The sequence below is a fragment of the Renibacterium salmoninarum ATCC 33209 genome, assembly GCF_000018885.1.
Taxonomy (GTDB): domain Bacteria; phylum Actinomycetota; class Actinomycetes; order Actinomycetales; family Micrococcaceae; genus Renibacterium; species Renibacterium salmoninarum.
Window position 1 is genome coordinate 1637915 of the sequence record NC_010168.1, and the last position, 17486, is coordinate 1655400.

Annotated in this window: 18 protein-coding genes and 1 pseudogene; 12 read left to right on the top strand and 7 right to left on the bottom strand. The window is 55.8% G+C overall.

Annotation, left to right across the window (positions count from 1 at the left end; translation table 11 throughout):
- Positions 1–28 precede the first annotated feature (28 nt).
- From RSAL33209_RS08265 to RSAL33209_RS08280, 4 genes are read left to right on the top strand one after another with little or no spacing between them, the layout of a single operon-like run.
- Positions 29–718 carry a serine hydrolase domain-containing protein gene (locus RSAL33209_RS08265; RefSeq protein ID WP_012245286.1) on the top strand — a complete coding sequence of 230 codons (690 nt, stop codon included), beginning with the start codon at positions 29–31 and terminating at the stop codon, positions 716–718.
- A gap of 50 nt (positions 719–768) precedes the next feature.
- On the top strand, positions 769–2211 hold the full coding sequence (locus RSAL33209_RS08270) for an amino acid permease (protein WP_012245287.1): 1443 nt from the start codon (positions 769–771) through the stop codon (positions 2209–2211).
- Between the two features lie 23 nt (positions 2212–2234).
- Positions 2235–2465, top strand: coding sequence for a hypothetical protein (locus tag RSAL33209_RS08275; RefSeq protein WP_012245288.1), 231 nt, complete (start codon positions 2235–2237; stop codon positions 2463–2465).
- On the top strand, positions 2465–3037 hold the full coding sequence (locus RSAL33209_RS08280) for a HutD/Ves family protein (protein WP_012245289.1): 573 nt from the start codon (positions 2465–2467) through the stop codon (positions 3035–3037). Before RSAL33209_RS08275 ends, RSAL33209_RS08280 begins: the two co-directional genes overlap by 1 nt.
- 13 nt (positions 3038–3050) lie before the next feature.
- On the opposite strand, the gene RSAL33209_RS08285 is transcribed toward RSAL33209_RS08280, so the two are convergent.
- The 3 genes from RSAL33209_RS08285 to RSAL33209_RS08295 all read right to left on the bottom strand — a co-directional run bounded on the left by RSAL33209_RS08285 (position 3051) and on the right by RSAL33209_RS08295 (position 6672).
- Positions 3051–3503, bottom strand: a complete 453-nt coding sequence (locus RSAL33209_RS08285) for a P-loop NTPase family protein (protein WP_012245290.1) — start codon at positions 3501–3503, stop codon at positions 3051–3053.
- Positions 3500–4885, bottom strand: coding sequence for a purine-cytosine permease family protein (locus tag RSAL33209_RS08290; protein ID WP_049758930.1), 1386 nt, complete (start codon positions 4883–4885; stop codon positions 3500–3502). The genes RSAL33209_RS08285 and RSAL33209_RS08290 overlap by 4 nt, the downstream gene beginning before the upstream one ends.
- A 107-nt stretch (positions 4886–4992) precedes the next feature.
- The gene (locus RSAL33209_RS08295; RefSeq protein ID WP_049759079.1) at positions 4993–6672 is read right to left on the bottom strand and encodes a DEAD/DEAH box helicase; all 1680 of its coding nucleotides are present in this window, start codon (positions 6670–6672) and stop codon (positions 4993–4995) included.
- 313 nt (positions 6673–6985) lie between these two features.
- On the opposite strand from RSAL33209_RS08295, the gene trmB reads away from it, so the two are divergent.
- Positions 6986–7696 carry a tRNA (guanosine(46)-N7)-methyltransferase TrmB gene (gene trmB / locus RSAL33209_RS08300; RefSeq protein WP_012245293.1) on the top strand — a complete coding sequence of 237 codons (711 nt, stop codon included), beginning with the start codon at positions 6986–6988 and terminating at the stop codon, positions 7694–7696.
- Position 7697: 1 nt separating this feature from the next.
- Positions 7698–8194 (top strand): annotated as a pseudogene (locus tag RSAL33209_RS08305) (SRPBCC family protein).
- Here RSAL33209_RS08305 and RSAL33209_RS08310 read toward each other — a convergent pair.
- The 4 genes from RSAL33209_RS08310 to RSAL33209_RS08330 all read right to left on the bottom strand — a co-directional run bounded on the left by RSAL33209_RS08310 (position 8160) and on the right by RSAL33209_RS08330 (position 11433).
- Positions 8160–8630: a hypothetical protein gene (locus tag RSAL33209_RS08310; RefSeq protein WP_012245295.1), complete on the bottom strand. Its 471-nt coding sequence runs from the start codon at positions 8628–8630 to the stop codon at positions 8160–8162. The pseudogene RSAL33209_RS08305 and the gene RSAL33209_RS08310 overlap by 35 nt on opposite strands.
- Positions 8631–8712: 82 nt before the next feature.
- Positions 8713–9498 carry a hypothetical protein gene (locus RSAL33209_RS08315; protein WP_012245296.1) on the bottom strand — a complete coding sequence of 262 codons (786 nt, stop codon included), beginning with the start codon at positions 9496–9498 and terminating at the stop codon, positions 8713–8715.
- Between the two features lie 48 nt (positions 9499–9546).
- Complete coding sequence (locus tag RSAL33209_RS08320; RefSeq protein WP_145962062.1) at positions 9547–9936, bottom strand: hypothetical protein; 390 nt, start codon at positions 9934–9936, stop codon at positions 9547–9549.
- A 561-nt stretch (positions 9937–10497) separates the two neighbouring features.
- On the bottom strand, positions 10498–11433 hold the full coding sequence (locus tag RSAL33209_RS08330) for a DMP19 family protein (RefSeq protein ID WP_012245299.1): 936 nt from the start codon (positions 11431–11433) through the stop codon (positions 10498–10500).
- Positions 11434–11696: 263 nt separating this feature from the next.
- On the opposite strand from RSAL33209_RS08330, the gene RSAL33209_RS08340 reads away from it, so the two are divergent.
- From RSAL33209_RS08340 to RSAL33209_RS08365, 6 genes are all read left to right on the top strand, one after another.
- Positions 11697–12689: an endonuclease/exonuclease/phosphatase family protein gene (locus RSAL33209_RS08340; RefSeq protein WP_049758931.1), complete on the top strand. Its 993-nt coding sequence runs from the start codon at positions 11697–11699 to the stop codon at positions 12687–12689.
- Positions 12690–12923: 234 nt separating this feature from the next.
- A complete protein-coding gene (locus RSAL33209_RS08345; RefSeq protein WP_012245301.1) occupies positions 12924–13565 on the top strand; it encodes an ABC transporter permease in 642 nt (213 codons plus the stop codon).
- A complete protein-coding gene (locus tag RSAL33209_RS08350) occupies positions 13558–14799 on the top strand; it encodes a betaine/proline/choline family ABC transporter ATP-binding protein (protein WP_049758933.1) in 1242 nt (413 codons plus the stop codon). The genes RSAL33209_RS08345 and RSAL33209_RS08350 overlap by 8 nt, the downstream gene beginning before the upstream one ends.
- On the top strand, positions 14796–15563 hold the full coding sequence (locus RSAL33209_RS08355; protein WP_012245303.1) for an ABC transporter permease: 768 nt from the start codon (positions 14796–14798) through the stop codon (positions 15561–15563). Before RSAL33209_RS08350 ends, RSAL33209_RS08355 begins: the two co-directional genes overlap by 4 nt.
- Positions 15563–16561 carry a glycine betaine ABC transporter substrate-binding protein gene (locus RSAL33209_RS08360; protein ID WP_012245304.1) on the top strand — a complete coding sequence of 333 codons (999 nt, stop codon included), beginning with the start codon at positions 15563–15565 and terminating at the stop codon, positions 16559–16561. The genes RSAL33209_RS08355 and RSAL33209_RS08360 overlap by 1 nt, the downstream gene beginning before the upstream one ends.
- Positions 16562–16739: 178 nt before the next feature.
- Positions 16740–17462 carry a S1 family peptidase gene (locus tag RSAL33209_RS08365; protein ID WP_012245305.1) on the top strand — a complete coding sequence of 241 codons (723 nt, stop codon included), beginning with the start codon at positions 16740–16742 and terminating at the stop codon, positions 17460–17462.
- Positions 17463–17486 lie beyond the last annotated feature (24 nt).

The following is a 17486-nucleotide window of genomic DNA, read 5'->3' on the forward strand; positions in this document are numbered from 1 at the left end:
CTCGTTGCTGAGGGTCGGCTCCGTTTAGATGAAGCAAGTTTCAACCACCTTCGTTTGGAACGACGAGTTGCTGCTCAAAGACTCGTTCGACGAACCCACTGTTTCAGAGCCTGGCACAACCTTTCAGTACATCAATACCAACCCGGTGGTACTGGGTGCAATCATCAAAAAGATCACCGGCAACCCCTGGGATGTTGAGGTTCACCGCCGGATTAGCATTCCCCTGGGCCTGGGATCGGTCACCAATCCTGCCGATGCAAATCATGTGGCGCCCGCTGCTAAGCCTTACGATCGCTGGGGACCGATCTCGGCCAGCGACATCTACAGCAATACGCTCTACAGTGCGGCAGGCGCATTGTTCGGCAACATTGCGGATCTGCACACCTGGGGTTGCGCATTGGGTTCAGGCCTACTCTTACCTCCGTACCTAAACGCTCAGCGCAGAGTCTTCGCGTCCAGCGGATTGGGTAGCGGAAGTATCGGTTACGCCTACAATTCCGACGGACTGGCCATCGGCAAGAACAACGGCTGGGTTGGCCATGTTGGCTTCGGCTTGGGCTATGAAGGCTCACCATGCACAACCCAAAAAATGCCGCCACAATTTCAATTCTGCTCAACAGTTACGGTTCAGGGCTTTTGCGAACTGTGTAACTTTTCCGGGAACTCATCAAAATCTGATTCCGTCCGGGCGGCTTACGGACTACTATTGCTCAGTTAGTAGACCAGAAGACACCCCGTCATCACCGTCGACGCTCCGGAGGCAGACCCATGGCACGCGTAGCCAACCCGTACTCGATTTGGCGGCGCAAGCCGATCGATGACATGGACGACGAGTCGCACCAAAGTGGACTTTTCAAGACCCTTGGCCTGTGGCAGCTCACCGCCATTGGCGTTGGCGGTATCGTGGGCGTTGGCATCTTCTCGCTGGCTGGCCTGGTAGCGGCTGGTGATCCGAAGAATCCAGCTGCTGGTCCAGCGGTCTTGATTTCGTTTTTGATCGCGGGGTTAGCCTCAGCCGCCGCCGCGCTTTCTTACGCCGAATTCGCCGGCATGGTGCCCCGGGCTGGCTCTGCCTACACTTACGGATACGTGGCACTTGGTGAGGTCACCGGCTGGTTCATTGGCTGGGATTTGCTACTGGAATACATCGCGATTGTGGCCGTTGTTGCCATCGGTATTTCCGGCTACTTTGATGCGTTCCTTTCCGGATTTGGCATTCATCTGCCCACTTGGATGACGCAGACTGCGGACTCACCGGGTGGTTTTATCAACCTGCCAGCAATTCTGATCTGTTTGCTGGTCACCTTCATTCTGAGCCGCGGCACCAAAGCGCTAGGTCGCTTTGAACTCGTCGCGGTAGCCGTGAAGATTTTGTTGATTCTCTTCATCGTGGGTCTGGGCTTGTTCTACATCAATACCAATAACTACTCGCCCTTCACCCCGTTCGGATTTGGCCCGGTTATTGCCGGTGCAGCCACGGTGTTCTTCGCGGTCTTTGGTTACGACGCCATGAGTACCGCGGCAGAAGAATCGGTTGACGGCAAAAAACACATGCCTAAGGCGATCATTTTGTCTCTGATCATCGCGATGGTGCTCTATGTCGCGGCAACCTTGGTACTCACCGGAATGCAAAACTTCAAAGATATTGATCCGAAGGCCGGCTTCGCTTTCGCGTTCCAAGGAGTTGGCCTACCGGTTATTGCGACCATCATTTCGGTCTTCGCGGTGGTTTCCATTCTCACCGTTATGCTGACCTTCTTGTTGGGCGTCACCCGCGTCTGGTTCTCGATGAGCCGCGATGGCTTGCTCCCGAAGTGGTTCTCCAAAGTGGACCGACGCGGTGTACCGCAACGGGTGACCTGGATTGCCGGCGTCGGCTCTGCGGTCTTGGCGGGAATCTTCCCGATCCGTGAGGTTGCTGATCTGACCAACATCGGCATTTTGGCCGCTTTTGTGGTGGTTTGCATCGCGGTTATTGTCTTCCGCTACACTAAGCCGAAAGCGGACCGCACTTTCCGGTTGCCATTTATGCCGGTCGTTCCCGCAATCGGTGTGTTGTTCTCGCTCTTCTTGATTCTGCAATTGCACTGGGAAACGTGGCTACGCTTTGTGGTCTGGCTAGTTATCGGCTTGGTTATTTACTTCTTCTATGGTCGGCGGAATTCATTGATGAACCCGGACAGCCCTCGGCACACGGTCATCAAGGACTAGTGCAGCACGGCTAGGCTAGGAGTATGCGCTCACGGATTGATTGGCTTGAGGTTGGCTTGCAAATTGCCGGCTTTGTGCTGATCTATCTGATTTTGGGCTTGGTGAGCTGGCCATTTTTGCTCAAACTGGTTTTAGCTTTGGTTTTAGCCTGGCTGTTGGGATTCGTCATGAGCCGAATTCGCAAGATCATTCGCCGCAGACGCGAAGGACCGAAACGAGTGCGCGTTATCAGCGTAGAAACGGTAGATGACTGATGCGAATTATTCGATACGCAGATCTCAAGTCCCAGCAGTGGCTCAATGGCGGCGGTGCGACTCGAGTGCTCGACGCGGATGTGCCCGGCGCAGATTTCGGCTGGCGAATCAGTATCGCTTCAGTAGATAAGGCCGGTCCCTTCTCGGCCCTCCCCGGCGTTGACAGGGTGATCACGCTGATCGACGGCGAATTCCTGTTACTGAATGTTGACGGCGCTGAACATGGCTTAGAGAAGCATCGCCCTTTCCGGTTCTCCGGCGACTCGCTGGTTTCTAGCGAACCAGTTGGCGTCAGCATGGATCTGAACGTGATGACTCGCCGCGGGGCTTTTCAAGGTTTTACCACCGTGCTTGAGTTGTCCAAGAAGCGCCCGCACCCAGTGTTTCCCGGTCAATGGGCAGTTCTGTTGCAGGGTGATGCCACAGTTTCCAGTACCGGAGATGACGGCGAAGCGCCAGTCACGCTGGGACGGTACGACGCCGTCGTCGGCCAAGGCGAAGCAGATGGCACAGGCACGCCAGAGCTCAGCGGCCGAGGATTCGTCGCAATTATTTCCATCGACGCGGACTAAGACCGATCCTTATTCAGCCCAACTGTATTAGTACCTGTTCTAGTACCGAGCTGAATGGTGCACTGGTATCAATTTCCAAGTCGCAGCCAACACGCAGTAGCGGCTCAACCTCGTCAATGTCGCGCAGAATTTTGACTCGCTCTTCGAGGCTCTTACCGAACTGATTATTGGTTCGAAGTGTCAGTCGATTCAAAATCACATCGACCGGCGCGCTCAACAAAATGACCAGATCGAAGCGGTCGTAAAAATCACCTTGATTCGGTATACAAGCGCTCACCGCAAGCGGCCCAGGCTCAGATAGTAAAACCGTCATCGGTTTCGTGCGCCAGCGCATTTCGCCGTCCTGAAGTTCTTCCCAGGCCGGATCGGAGTCAGTATCCACGGCTCGGATGCCGCGCTGCACTAACGCTTGAATCAGTGAAGACTTCCCATTCCCAGACATGCCAGTAAGCAAAATCCGGTTCATGCTTTGGCCCGTTTGGCCCATGGGTAATAAACCCCGGCCGCGACCACCAGTCCTACAAGCCAAGAAATATCAGTTCCGCCCAGCGCGGTGGCAATCGGCCCGGTATACAGAGATTGTGCCAAAAACGGGATCTGTACCAGCACTCCGATGGCGTAGCCGCACAGCGCGACAGTATTCCATTTCCAGTACCGGCCATCCGGCTTGTACAGCTCTGGGACATCAACCCGTTCTTTGGAAATCAGATAGTAATCCACCAAGTTAATGGCGCTCCACGGGATAAAGACCATGAGCAAAAGCAACACCAAGGATTTGAAATTACCCAAGAAATCAGCCGAAGCAAAAATCGCGATCAAGACGGAAGCCAAGAGAAAACCACAGATATAGAACACCCGTAGCCGTTGGCTGATCTTGGTTCGACCGGTAAAAGCAGAGACAGTGGTCAGCAAGGACATGAATCCGCCATAGGCATTAAGCGTGTTTACCGTCAGCTTGCCCATCAATACCACCAAGGCGATAAAGATGGCGAAGACTCCGGGGCCACCCAGCTGGCCGAGGAATCCCACCTGGTTGCCTAAAAACCCGTTCTTCGCAGCGATCGGCAATGCAGCCAACAAAGCACCCAGGCTCATCGACCACTGCGAGCCAATCACGCTAACGGCAAAAGTTGCCCAGAAGGTTTTCGCTGCTGGCGTTTTCGTCGGCAAATATCGCGAATAGTCCGCAACATAGGGGCCGTAGGTCAGCTGCCAACCCGCCGCAAGCGCCACTGCGGTCAGGAATGAGGCAGCAGTGAAGGGCTTCGCGCCGAGGAGGGTACCGACGTCGTACTTGGCAAAAAGCTGAATGGTCAGATACGTAAAGCCGAGCAAGCCGGCTACCGTCGCGATTCTGCCTAAGACGTGGATATAGCGGTAACCCAGGGTTGCCACCACCGCGGTGATCACGCCGAAGATGACGATGCCCAGGGCCGGATTGCTGATGCCAGTCACGACATTGACAGCTTGCCCAGCAAGCACGGCTCCGGTTGAAGCAAACCCTAGGTACATCAGTACCGCAAGCACTAGTGGAATGACCGCGCCGTAAACGCCAAACTGCGCTCGACTAGAAATCATCTGCGGCAGACCCAGCTTGGGTCCTTGGGCCGGATGCAGGGCCATTACGACGCCGCCAGCAATGTTGCCGATGAGCAATCCGAGAATTGCCCAGAGGGCGTCTGCACCAAAGACTACCGCGAGCGCGCCGTCGACGACTGCGGTGATCTGCATATTCGCGCCAAACCAGAGCGTGAATTGATTGAGCGGGTGACCATGCCGTTCAGACTCGGGCGCTACATCGATACTGTGCTTTTCCAACACACCTTTGCCACTCGCCGTGCCAGCCATGCCGCCGCCTCTCTCGCAAAACGCGTTGAGGGGTCGCATTCTGCCGCTTTGAATGCATCATAACGGCAGAATGCGACCCCTCAACGGAGACTTTCAGGAATTTTCAGTTAGCCTCGACGAGCGTTCGACGCCGGAGCGCCAGCGCGGCGCGGACCCGACGGGCGGCTGCGGCGTTGCGCGGGCGCGTGCTCGCTAGCGCCACCTTGGCTCGGTTTGCCGTGGCCAGAAGCGCTCCGGCCCGCACTGCCCCGCTGGGAACCATTGCTGGTTCCGGCTGCACGGGGCGAACTGGTGCGGGCCGAATCGGTCCGGCCATTGGAACGGGCGCCTGCACTCCCCGAGCGGGAGGCGTCCGATCCGAATCTAGGTGCCTGCGGTTGATCCCGACGGCGATCTTCGCGGTTCCCAGCAGCGGCAGGCCGTTGGCCACCACCCTGTGGGCCACCGCCACGTTGTTCTCCAGAACGCCTGCCTTGCGAACGTCCGCCGCGCTGAGGCCCGTCGGAGGAAGCACGCTGCGCACGTTCGCGCTCGGCGTTGGCGCCGGTTGAGCGTCCGCCACCTTGCTGAGGCACTTTGGCTGCGAGCAACGCGGCCCGAGTACGAGGATCAATCTTGTCCGCAACATCGCCAACCAGCTTTGCGACCAACGGAGAGTTGGCCGTTACTTTCTCGAAAGCGACGTCTACGCCGGCAGCGCGCATCAATTTCTTGACGTCTGATTGCTGCTCGGGCAATGAAATCGTGACTACGGTGCCATCAGAGCCTGCGCGGGCGGTACGGCCCGAACGGTGCAAATAAGCCTTGTGCGCTGTTGGCGGATCTACGTGGATGACCAGCTCGACGTCGTCAACGTGCACACCGCGGGCAGCAACGTCAGTCGCCACTAGCACTCGGACATCGCCGGAGGAGAACTCGGCAAGGTTCCGATCGCGCGCATTCTGGGAAAGGTTTCCGTGCAAATCGACAGCCGGGATACCCGCATCGGTCAGGGTCTTAGCCAGTTTGCGAGCGTGGTGCTTGGTGCGCATGAAGAGCACCCGACGACCAGTCCCAGCAGCCAACTCAACGATCAGCTGCTTTTTGACGTTCTGATCAGCAACTGCCAAAACGTGGTGTTCCATGGTGGAAACCGCTGCTTTGGGCTCGTCGACCGAGTGCGTGACCGGCTGGCTCAAGTAACGCTGCACAATCTTGTCCACTCCGTTGTCCAGCGTTGCGGAGAACAGCAACCGCTGGCCTTGAGTGGGCGTGGTGTCCAGCAATCGCTTCACAACCGGTAGGAAGCCAAGGTCTGCCATGTGGTCAGCTTCGTCCAAAACGGTGATCTCCACCGATTCGAGCGAAACGAGCTTCTGCCGCATGAGGTCTTCAAGGCGACCAGGGCAAGCAATCACGATGTCGACACCGGCCTTGAGCGCGCGCTCTTGGCGCTGCTGGGAGACGCCGCCATATATAACGGTGGTGTTCAGACCCATGGCCTTGGCAAGCGGCTCGATCGTTGCATTGATCTGAGTGGCAAGTTCACGGGTTGGCGCTAGTACCAGGCCCAGTGGGCGATTGGGCTTGCGCATATAAGCGGCTTCGCGCTCTGCAAGCCGAGCCACCAACGGCAAGCCGAAAGCGAGCGTTTTACCGGATCCGGTGCGGCCACGACCCAATACGTCACGGCCACCGAGTGAGTCCGGCAAGGTCTTTGCCTGGATCGGGAAAGGTGCATCAATGCCTTGGGCATCAAGCACGGAAACAAGTGCCTTGGGCACACCCAAGGAGGAAAAAGTCTGCATTTTGAGAAAAATCTTTCGGGCTGAGTCTTCCCAAGGAGAGCGTTGATTACACGCTAAAGGAAAGGCGTCGTCCCCCGCGGCCGGTTGGCACAGGGGTTCGCCGAAGAAAAGCTTGAGAGACATTACAGTCAACCGCAATCCATCGAGGGATTTCACACAGCAGGACCGAACGATCGCGTTCATCGACGCAGGATGAGAGCGCAAGGCGCACATCAAGTACCTTCATCTTAGCATTGAAACCACCTTCCTACCGATCTGGTGTTCGAGGTCACACCTACGGCGGTTCGCTGGCTTCAAGATAAACTAAGCGGCGATGGATGAAAACACGTACCGCAAACAACCCGTTTCCTTCGTTCGCCGAGGAAGCCGCCTTCAAGGACGCCGTCAGCAGGCTTTGGAAGAGCACAGCGAAAACTACCTCATCGAGGTGCCCCGGCTAGTCGCTGATACCTCAGTTGACCCCGAATATCGATTCGACGCTGCAGCGGTCTTCGGCCGCGAAGCTGAATTGGTAGTAGAAATTGGCGCCGGTCTGGGTGAAGCAATTGTGCATGCTGCCGCGGAGAATCCAGACCGAGACTTCCTCGCCGTAGAGGTTTATTTGCCGGGCCTAGCCCAAACCATTCAACGCGCCGCAGCCCGAGATTTGCGCAACGTCCGTGTGGTCCAAGCCAATGCACCAGAGGTGCTCTCCACGATGATCCCCTCGGGCACAGTTTCTGAGGTCTGGACGTTTTTCCCCGACCCCTGGCCCAAAGCCAAACACGAAAAAAGACGCTTAGTCACGCCAGACTTCGCAGAATTGGTCGCTGGCGCGCTCAAACCCCAGGGCATTTGGCGGCTAGCTACTGACTGGGAGCACTACGCAGAACAGATGTTAGAAATTGGCAATGCCTCATCTTTACGGAACCAAAATTCTGCTTGTGCCGAACGCTTCGAGGGCCGAACGCTCACCAGCTTTGAAAATAAAGCCCATCTGGCTGGCCGAGAAATCCATGACCTGACTTATCGCAAAGAGCTCTGAGATGCCCCAGGTGGTAGCCGAACGAATTATTGCGCTAGACCCGGAAACGGTCTTTGCTTTGTCGCAAACCACCGGAGAATTCAGATTGCGCTGGGACCCGTTCATCTACTCGCAACGCTTCGAAGCTGGTGCACGCACTGCGGCCAAAGGCGTGCGCACCCGAACGCGTTCCAGGCTCGGATTTCTGATGATCAGCGAATATGTTTCCTATTCACCACCAAAAAATGTTGGCATGACAATGGTCAAGGGCCCGTGGTTCTTCGAGAACTTCGGCGGCGGTTGGCGGTTTACCGAGCACGGTGACGCTGCCACAACGAAAGCAGTCTGGAAATATACCTTGATAGTTGCCGGCCAAGATTTTTACGGGCGATCGCAGAACCGATCGGACAATGGCTCCTAGGACGCGAAATCCAACGGCGCATTCAAGCATTTGCGCAAGCCTGCAAAAATCCCGAACTAGTGGCTAGTTATCGCCAGCTGCCGACGGAGACAACGTAATTCCGTCCACAATGCGTTTGACCAACGCCACATCAGGCTCCTGCGCCGGATCTGTCACTGGCCAAACTAGCGTCAGTCCAAAGAACGCGCCGGCGCTGAACCGAATCCCGACTAAAGCTGCGATTCGCAACACGCCAATTTCATCGCTGAATTTTACGGCCACGGCATAACTTTCTTTACCTTCGCCGTCGAGTCTGCCTTCGGTGCGAATCTCGCCGTTGAAATGGTCCGCGTAAAAACTGGCCAGTTTCTGCGTCCACTCAACGGTCTGCGCATAATCACGAACCGTGTCGTCATCGCGCACCATGGAAAATAAAATGTCCCCTGGCAGACTGATTTGTTCAGACCCAGTGCCCGCACTGGATTCGGGTACCACGAAGGAGCCTTCCGGCACGCTCGCGCTGAAACCCAGGAAAGAATCTATTTCTCTTGCCACGTTGCTACTACGTCCTCTCGAAGTTCAAGTCCATCTTCAGTCTGCGCTAGAGCGCAGCTGAATGCTACTGCGGAATGCCGGGTCAGGCGTTCGGGCGGACCAGCTGAATTTGAGTGTCATTTGCGGCTTTAAACCCGGTGGCGACGTTCGTGGTGTACTCCGAGGTGCCGCCAATCTTCAACGAGCCAATTCCTGCGTCTAGATCGACCAAATTGGATTCGCTCTTTGACACCGAATCAGCCTGCAAAGTCACCTTGCTTGCCACGTAGATTTTCTGCAGATCCGAAGCCATCCCAGAATTATCGCCAGTTGCCGCATGTGAAAGATAACTAGTGATGAGCGATTGATTTTCCGGAGTATTTCGAATGTCCATCTGCACGCTGCCCTGGCCGCCACCAGAGATCGTAGTACCGAAGTCCGCTTTCTGGCCCTCAGGCATGGGTCCGTGACTGCCTGTGACACCCATCGAGCCTTGGAAAGCTCCTTTGGCGTTAAGCGTCAACATTGTGATGTTGTGGTCTTTATCCATCGACACCTTCATGCCCAACTCGCCATTTTCGCTGAGCTTGAGCCCATCGCCGAGGTCAAGTTTCGCATCCGCTTTCAACGCCGCTGATGCGGTCGATTCGCCATTGCTCATGTTTTGCTCGTAAGCCATGTCGAGCTTGACCGAGGCTTTTACATCATCGTTGAGCTGGCCCGAAGCTCCGATCGAAACAGTACCTTTGAGCTTGTCGTCATGACCGGTGGTGTGATTGGCGTCCATCGCGCCGTTCATCTTGTCCAAGATGTAGTTACCGGGTTTGGTCAGTAAATCTTTAGCGTCACCAAATCCGTCCGGCGGCAGATCGTGCATCATTTGGTTCAAGCCCTTTTGCGCATCTTCTAGGCTATTGAACTTATAGGTCCGACTAGCCTACCCGGTCAGGCTCGCTTCGATTCCGGTCTTGCCAGAGCCACCTTTGGCACCTACGCCAATGTCGCCGGAAAGTTTAAGCGTCGCGCTGCCATCTGCGTTCTGCGTGATCTCCGAGGCTAGGTGTGCCCCACCGGTAACCCAGGCAACCTTGCCTTCAATACCGATGGATTCTTTGTCTTTATAGATCGGGATCGTTTTTTTGCCCTGTTCTAGCAGTTCATTTCGAATCCGAGCTAGATCGCCCTCTGGCAATTTATCGCGCAGCTTCATGAGCTGCTCAGCAAGCGGCATTGAATCGTCACCTTTGCCCTGCAACAGGTACTTTTTGTCTTCGTCGGAGAGGCTATTCCACCACTTCTCCACCTCTGCTTTGGAAGCATTCTGCATCGAATTCAGCTGCTTCTGCAGATCTGTCTGATGTTGTTTGATCTGTTCCGGAGTCAACGGGTGGGGGGATTACTCCGCCGCCCGGACCTCCATCGTTCGCCGATGAGGTTTTGTCCTGCTCATCAGCCTGTTTGATCAGATTTTTCGACGAATCGGATAAGAAGCTACCGGCGCCAGAAAGCTGCGGGCGCATTCTGCCGTTCCAGTCAGATCGGAACCGTGCAGCGTCACCACCGAACCATCGGCTGCCTTGCACGACAGGTTGAAGCTGGGTGACAGCGCGCTGAATTTGCTCCGAGGAATTGAGGAAAAGTTTGGCCAGCTCGCGCAATTGCGCGGTATTGGCGCCCAGCATCTGGTCGTTCATCGGTTTCCTCATGGTCGACGACGGCGGCCGACTCAAGATTGGCTGCTGATCGTAGTGTGCGAAATGGTCTCAGAACTACGCTACACAGCATCGACACAGCTTGCCATGGGGGGAACTCCCCGTCGGGAACAGTTAGTGATTCGCAGCGTCCCGCCAAACAATCCGACTGGATCGTTCAGCGGGACGCCAGAGCACTAGAACGAAGCGTTTTCAAGCTCCTCATCGTCAACGTCTTCGAACTCGACCGCAGCCAGGACCTTGCCTGTTTCGGGCTCCAGCATGAACGCTTCAGTCTCTTCTTCAACCATGACGAACGCACCGTGGTCCGTGCTGAAATGCCAGCCGAAAGTGGTGCCGCCGTCGTATTCGAAATCTGGCTGACCCATGGTGATGTCTTGCAGTTCATAACCAACGACGTCGCAAAGCTCCCTGATGATGAGTTCAAAATCAGGCATCTGAGCTTGTGCCTCAGCGGCAGCGGCAGCCTCGCGTTCGTCCCGATCCGGCAGCGCCGAACTGAGCTCGTCTACCCTGATCCCAATGCCGTCCGCGGGCAAAACCTCAACATCGAGCCCACGCAACCAGGTTCCGTTGAGTTCGGTCAGGTCTGCGTGCTCGTTCTGCGCCGCGATCTCTTCGTCAATATCGTCGAAGGGACCCTCTTCATCATCTTCGTCGTCATCATCTTCTTGGTCATCAACCGTGACGCCTTCCGGCTCAAGATCGTCGTCATAGTCGTCGTCTTCATCGTCGTCGTCGAAATCATCCAAGTCACCGTTGAGGTAGAACTGTTGCTCGTCTTCGCTCAATTCTGCGAAGACAGCCAGTGCCTTTTCCAACAGCGCTAGATGTTCGTTTGCCCCCATGGCATCAAGGCCTTCGCGGATGTATCCGAGCAAATCCTCGTCGAGATCCGAGGTAAAGATGAATTGCTCAAATCCTCCGTCGAATACCTGAGTTAGATAAAAGTCGACGTAGTAACTGCGCAACGCGTCCTTTGTGATTTCCGTATCGGTCAGATAACCGTCGAAGAGCGCGTTGACGGTAGAAACGTTAGAGTCGACGACGTCGTCGTTCTCTGCGGCAAGGCTCTCCTGGGACAAGATGGGCTTAATCTGGATGCTGGTCATGCTGAAACCTCACTCGGGTAGAAAATGCTGGCCTGGCTGACACTGTCGAAGCTACTCAGCGATCGGCTCTTCGGCCATGATTTGCGAGTGAGCGTTGGGCGAATCTCCGGAACACTTTCGGTGTTTTCCCGATATTTCATAAGATCCGACCTAGGTATGAGAGCGCCGCCAATTGGCGCTAAAACGGGTGTTAAAAGCGTGGTCGTGCGCACTGGTTACATTCTGTACAGTACCGGCACAGCTCACTCAGTCATCGTGAATTGATGGACACAGTAACCTTGCCCCGCCTCTACTTGGACGAGGACAACCACCCCCGGCCGAGCCAAACGTCGCAACGGCGGCGGTCGATTCGTCCAGTAAGCGCAGTACTCACGATCATTACTAGCTTGCCGCTGGCCGCATTCTTGTTTTGGCACCGGCAACTACCTGACGCGGGCGGCCTCACCATGGCGCTTGAAAGCTTCCTGCCTTGGCTTGGTCTGCTCAGCCTGCCGCTCCTGATTTCGGCGGTCCGATCACGCTCTGGCCTAGCCTGGCTGGCTTGGCTGACTCCAGTGGTCATTTGGTGTGTGCTGTTTATACCGGCTATGCTGCCCCGCACCCAAGCAGCACCCGCTACTGGGCAAAGCTTCACACTCTCCGTTGCCACCCAAAATGTGCAGGCGAGCACCGTCCCAATGGCATCTGGGAGTGCGTTGATGGCGCAAAGTGCCGACCTGGTTGCGCTCCAAGAGCTCTCCCCGGGCAAGATTCCTCAGAACGCTGAACAGATATACCCCTGCCAGGACGCCGGCGGAACAGTTGCGCTGCTGAGTAAATATCCGGTGCTCGAATCCAGCAGGTTAGAACTTGGTGGCGTGGCCTGGAGCCGGGCGTTGCACGCCACAGTGCAAACCCCCGGCGGCGAGCTGAGCATTTACGTTGTGCATGCCGCGTCAGTTCGACTCGGCGAACACGCTGACCGGGATGTAATGCTCAGCAATCTGGACCGAATCATTAGCCAAGACAAAAGCAGCAGAATCATGGTGCTCGGTGATTTCAATGCAGCTAGTACGGATCGTGCGTTGGCGGGATTCCAGGACAAATTCATTGAATCTTTGCCAGATAGCGGCGGGCTCGGTTTCACTTGGCCGTCAAGTTTCCCCGTCACCCGACCGGACCACATCTTCAGCAAGGGCCTAGAAACCAAAAGCTCAAAAGTCTTGGAACAGGCTGGTAGCGACCACCGGGGTTTGCAAAGCACTTTGACCTGGTGAGGCCCAATCGGCACGGTGCAAAACATATAGTTACCATTTTGTTCTTTACCGCGGGCGATCACTGAGTTGCCGGGGGGCAGAACGGGGTCGCTGATGCGTATTCTGGCAAATTGCGCCCAGATTTCGGCGCCTTGGCTGGCCGCGACGGCTTGCTTTAGCTAGGGTTGGCGGCAGACTACGAGCGAATATACGAGACCGAACTGCACCGACCGATACGTTGAGGAACTGAGAACCATGTGGGATTTCATTGCGAGCAGATTTCCCAAAATCGCCTTTTCCTCTTGGCAACATTTCAGTTTGGTCGTGCAGTCCGTGCTCATCGCAAGCATCATCGCTGTATTCCTGGCGGCCTTGGTTTACCAGAGCAAAATTTTCAGTTCGATGGCTAATTCGGCTTCCGCAATTGGCCTAACGATCCCCTCTTTTGCGCTCTTAGGCATCTTGATTGCACCGCTGGGCTTCGGCGTCCCACCTGCCGTAGCCGTGGTGATCTTTTTCGCGCTTCTGCCGGTGCTTCGCAACGCCGTAGTCGGCCTGAACTCGGTGGATCCCGCACTGGTCGAAGCGGCTCGAGGTATTGGCATGAGCCGAATCCGCACCCTATTGACCGTCGAGCTGCCTTTAGCCTGGCCGGTAATTCTGGCCGGGATCAGAGTATCCGCGCAGATGAGCATGGGCATCGCGGCAGTTTCTGCCTACGCCTTGGGCCCCGGCCTTGGCGGCTTTATTTTTTCTGGCCTCTCCCGGCTTGGTGGGGCAAACGCTTTAGAATCCGTCGTCGTTGGCGTGGTGGGTGTCATTATTTTGGCCCTCATTCTTGACCTGATCTTGGTAGGTCTTGGCCGACTCACAACCTCGCGAGGTATCCGTGTCTGAGAACTCATCCTCTTTGTCGACCGCCGATGAAAACCAGATCAGCGGCAAAAGCATTCTGATCGAGGCCGTCACTAAACGATTTCCCGGTCAAAAAGCGCCAGCAGTCGACGGCGTGACCTTGGAAATACCAGCAGGCAAAATCGTGATGTTGGTGGGGCCTTCAGGCTGCGGAAAAACCACCACGCTGAAGATGATCAACCGACTCATTGAGCCCTCCGAGGGACGAATCATGCTTGGCGACGAGGACGTCACCAAAATGGATGGCAATGAGCTTCGCCGTAGAATTGGTTACGTCATTCAAGCAGGTGGGCTATTCCCGCATATGACCGTAGCGCAAAACATCGCTCTGGTGCCAAAGATGCTTGGCTGGAAAAAGGATCGAATTCAGGCCAGAGTCCAAGAACTATTAGAACTGGTTTCTTTGGATCCCGAATTATACCTGAATCGGTATCCGCGTGAGCTTTCCGGCGGCCAACAACAACGCGTCGGGGTAGCTCGTGCACTTGCCGCAGACCCGCCAGTGCTGCTTATGGACGAGCCCTTCGGCGCCGTCGACCCAATCACTCGTCAACGGCTACAAGACGAACTACTGAAAATCCAAGACGAGCTACAAAAGACAATCATCTGCGTTACACACGATTTCGATGAAGCCGTAAAACTTGGCGATTGGATAGTGGTCTTTTCGGAAGGCGCACACATCGTCCAATACGACACTCCAGAGCGAATTCTGGCTGCGCCAGCTAATGAATTTGTTGAGGGTTTCATCGGCTCAGGTGCGGGTCTCAAACAGCTTTCGCTGGCGAAGGTAAATCAAGTCCAGCTAACCGAAGCAGCGACAGTAAGCATCGGTAGCGATGCAGCGGCTGCGCGGGCCGCACTGCGAAACGCCGGTCATGAGCACGCCGTGGTGCTAGATGATCGCAATCGTCCAGTGCAATGGCTTTCACTTAAACAGCTTGATCGGCTGAGCGTTATTGGCAAAAAGATCGACCCGCGGCTGCCCGTCGTCGGCAGCGGCGCCACGCTCAACGACGCGCTAGATACGATGCTCGTTTCCAGCGCGGGTGCCGCGATTGTCACCGGTCGACGCGGAGCGTTCTTGGGTGTGATCGACGTCGAAACGGTGATGGAAGCGATCGCCCAGGCCCGGGCGGATGCCACGAAAGAACACGATGACACTCCGGTCGGCACAAACACCGATTCGCTACCGCAGATCAGAACTGAGCACTCGTGAGTACCGCCGCTTCAGTCAACACCGATACCGCTGGTGGTGCCAGTACCTGGCGCGGCCTGCTAATCCAGCCAATCGCCATTGCTGTGGTGCTAATAGCCTTCATTATTTGGCTGACCACCGCCCAACTGAGCCCGGTCGAAGCAGCCACTCTGCCGCCGGGCCCGTTGTCTGTTTTGGTCATCGAGCACTTGAAACTGACTTTCGTCGCTGCCGCGATCGTCTTAGTTATTGCGATCCCGTTAGGGGTGCTGCTGACTCGCGGACCATTCCGAAGGTTTTCTGGCCCCGTAATCGCCGTGGCAAACATCGGCCAAGCGGCTCCGGCAATTGGTTTAGTAGTGCTGCTAGCTTTTTGGCTGGGGTTCGGCTTCTGGGCGGCGATTGTTGCACTTGTGCTTTATTCGGTGCTGCCGGTTTTGCGAAACACCATGATCGGCCTCGGCCAAGTCGACGGCCGACTGATTGAGGCTGCCCGCGGCATGGGGATGACGCCATTGTCGGTGCTATTGCGCATTGAACTACCGCTCGCTGTGCCGGTGATGTTGGCCGGTATCAGAACGGCTTTGGTGCTGCTTGTTGGCACGGCAACGCTTGCTGCTTTTGTCAACGGTGGCGGTCTAGGTTTGCTGATCACCACTGGCGTCAATTTGTACTTGCAGCGCGTGCTAATTTCTGGCGCATTGCTGGTCGCGTTATTGGCGTTAACTATCGACTGGCTTGCTCGCGTCGTCGAACAAGCAGTTACCCCGAAAGGACTTCGCTGATGTTCTCAGTTCAGGGGAAAAGGGTCTTTCGTTCGATTACCAGCGCCGCTTTGCTGCTCGGAGCATTCGCGCTCTCCGGCTGCGGCCTACAACCTGCGACCTCGTATGTACCCGAGGTGAAAGCAGGTTCAATCAAGAAATTAGATCTGCCTGCCGGGGCCGCTTTGACCGTCACCTCAAAAAATTTCACTGAGCAGATTGTGCTGGGCAAAATCGCGGTTTTGGCAACCAAGGCCGCCGGATTCGACGTTACTGATTTGACCAATGTTCCTGGCAGTGTGCCGTCCCGGCAGCTGATGCTCAATAAGGGCGCCGATATGGCGTGGGAATACACCGGCACCGCCTGGCTCACCTATCTTGGTAACACGAAGGGAATCCCGGACCAGCAACAACAATGGCAAGCAGTGCACGATGCGGACTTAGCCAATGGACTGACCTGGCTGGCCCCGGCGCCGCTAAATAACACCTACGCATTTGCCAAAGTTTCTGGAAACCCTCGGTTTTCCAACGTCACCAAGCTTTCTGATCTGGCCAATGTGCCGGTTGCGGATCGAACTTTCTGCGTAGAGTCGGAATTCAATTCCCGAGTTGACGGGTTCAATCCGATGTTGGCCCACTATGGGCTCAAGCGCGGTGCCGCTGATGGGGTTCCCGATAGCAATATTCGCATTTTGGATACCGGCGCGGTCTATACCGGCGTTGCCAACGGCAGCTGTAATTTTGGTGAGGTATTCACCACGGATGGCCGCATTCCGGCGCTAAATCTACAAGTTCTTGACGACGATAAAGGTTTCTTTCCGGGCTATAACGCCGCACCGGAATTCGCCACTAAGACATTAGAAAAATATCCGGAATTGAAAGAGCTCTTCAATTCAATCTCCGCAAAGCTAGATAATCCGACCATGCAAAGGCTCAATGCCGAGGTTGACGTAGCCGGAAAGGAACCAGTCGACGTCGCCTTTCAATGGTTGCTCGATCAAGGCTTCGTCAAGGCGTAACAACAGCCTTCATTCCACTCAACTGAAATCTAAATTTATTCCAAATTTCGGAGCTTTAACGGCGTTCTCCCAGGTTGCACTCAGCCCGCGCATAAAGGGTTATTGCAACCCTACACCGCATCGGAAAAAGTCGATCGAGGAGTAGGGCGACTAATCCCTATCGACACGAAGGAAGACAATGCGAAAGAGCGTCAAAGCAGCACTCTTTCGAATGGTTGCATTTGGACTGGTATTCACCGGTACCAGCGCAGCAACCGCCTCCGTAAGCACCCCTCCGAGCCCGCGGATTGTTGGCGGAACCACCGCCAGCATCAATGATTTCCCGTCCATCGTCGCCGTCAACCAGTCCAATGGATCGAACTGGTGCGGCGGCACTCTTATTGCCATCAACGCAGTGCTAACCGCCGCGCACTGCGTTGATGGCAAGTCAGCTAGTTTCTTCAAGGTCAACGGTGGCAGCGCAAATCGCACCGGTGGCCCGAACTCTTCAACGGTCAAAAGCGTTTGGATGAACCCGAGCTATGACGGTTCCACCTATGAGAACGACTTCGCGGTCCCGACGCTCAACACGAGCTTCTCCGGCCCAGTCGCCACCTTGGAAACGGACCCGTCCGTTTACGCCGCCGGCACCAACGCAACCGTTCTTGGTTGGGGAGATACCAGCAGCGGCGCGGGTAACTACCAGAGCAAACTGCGTAAGGTCACGGTGCCGATCGTCAGCGATTCTGCTTGCGCATCGTCCTACCCTCAGGGCAGCTCCAAAGGAACCTACTTCGAAGATTCCATGGTCTGCGCTGGACTGCCGCAAGGTGGCAAAGATTCCTGTCAGGCTGACTCCGGCGGCCCCTTGGTCATCGGCGGCAAGCTCGTCGACGCAATCAAGGGTCAGATCGCCAAGTAGTCGTTTCTCTAAACCACTGGAGGC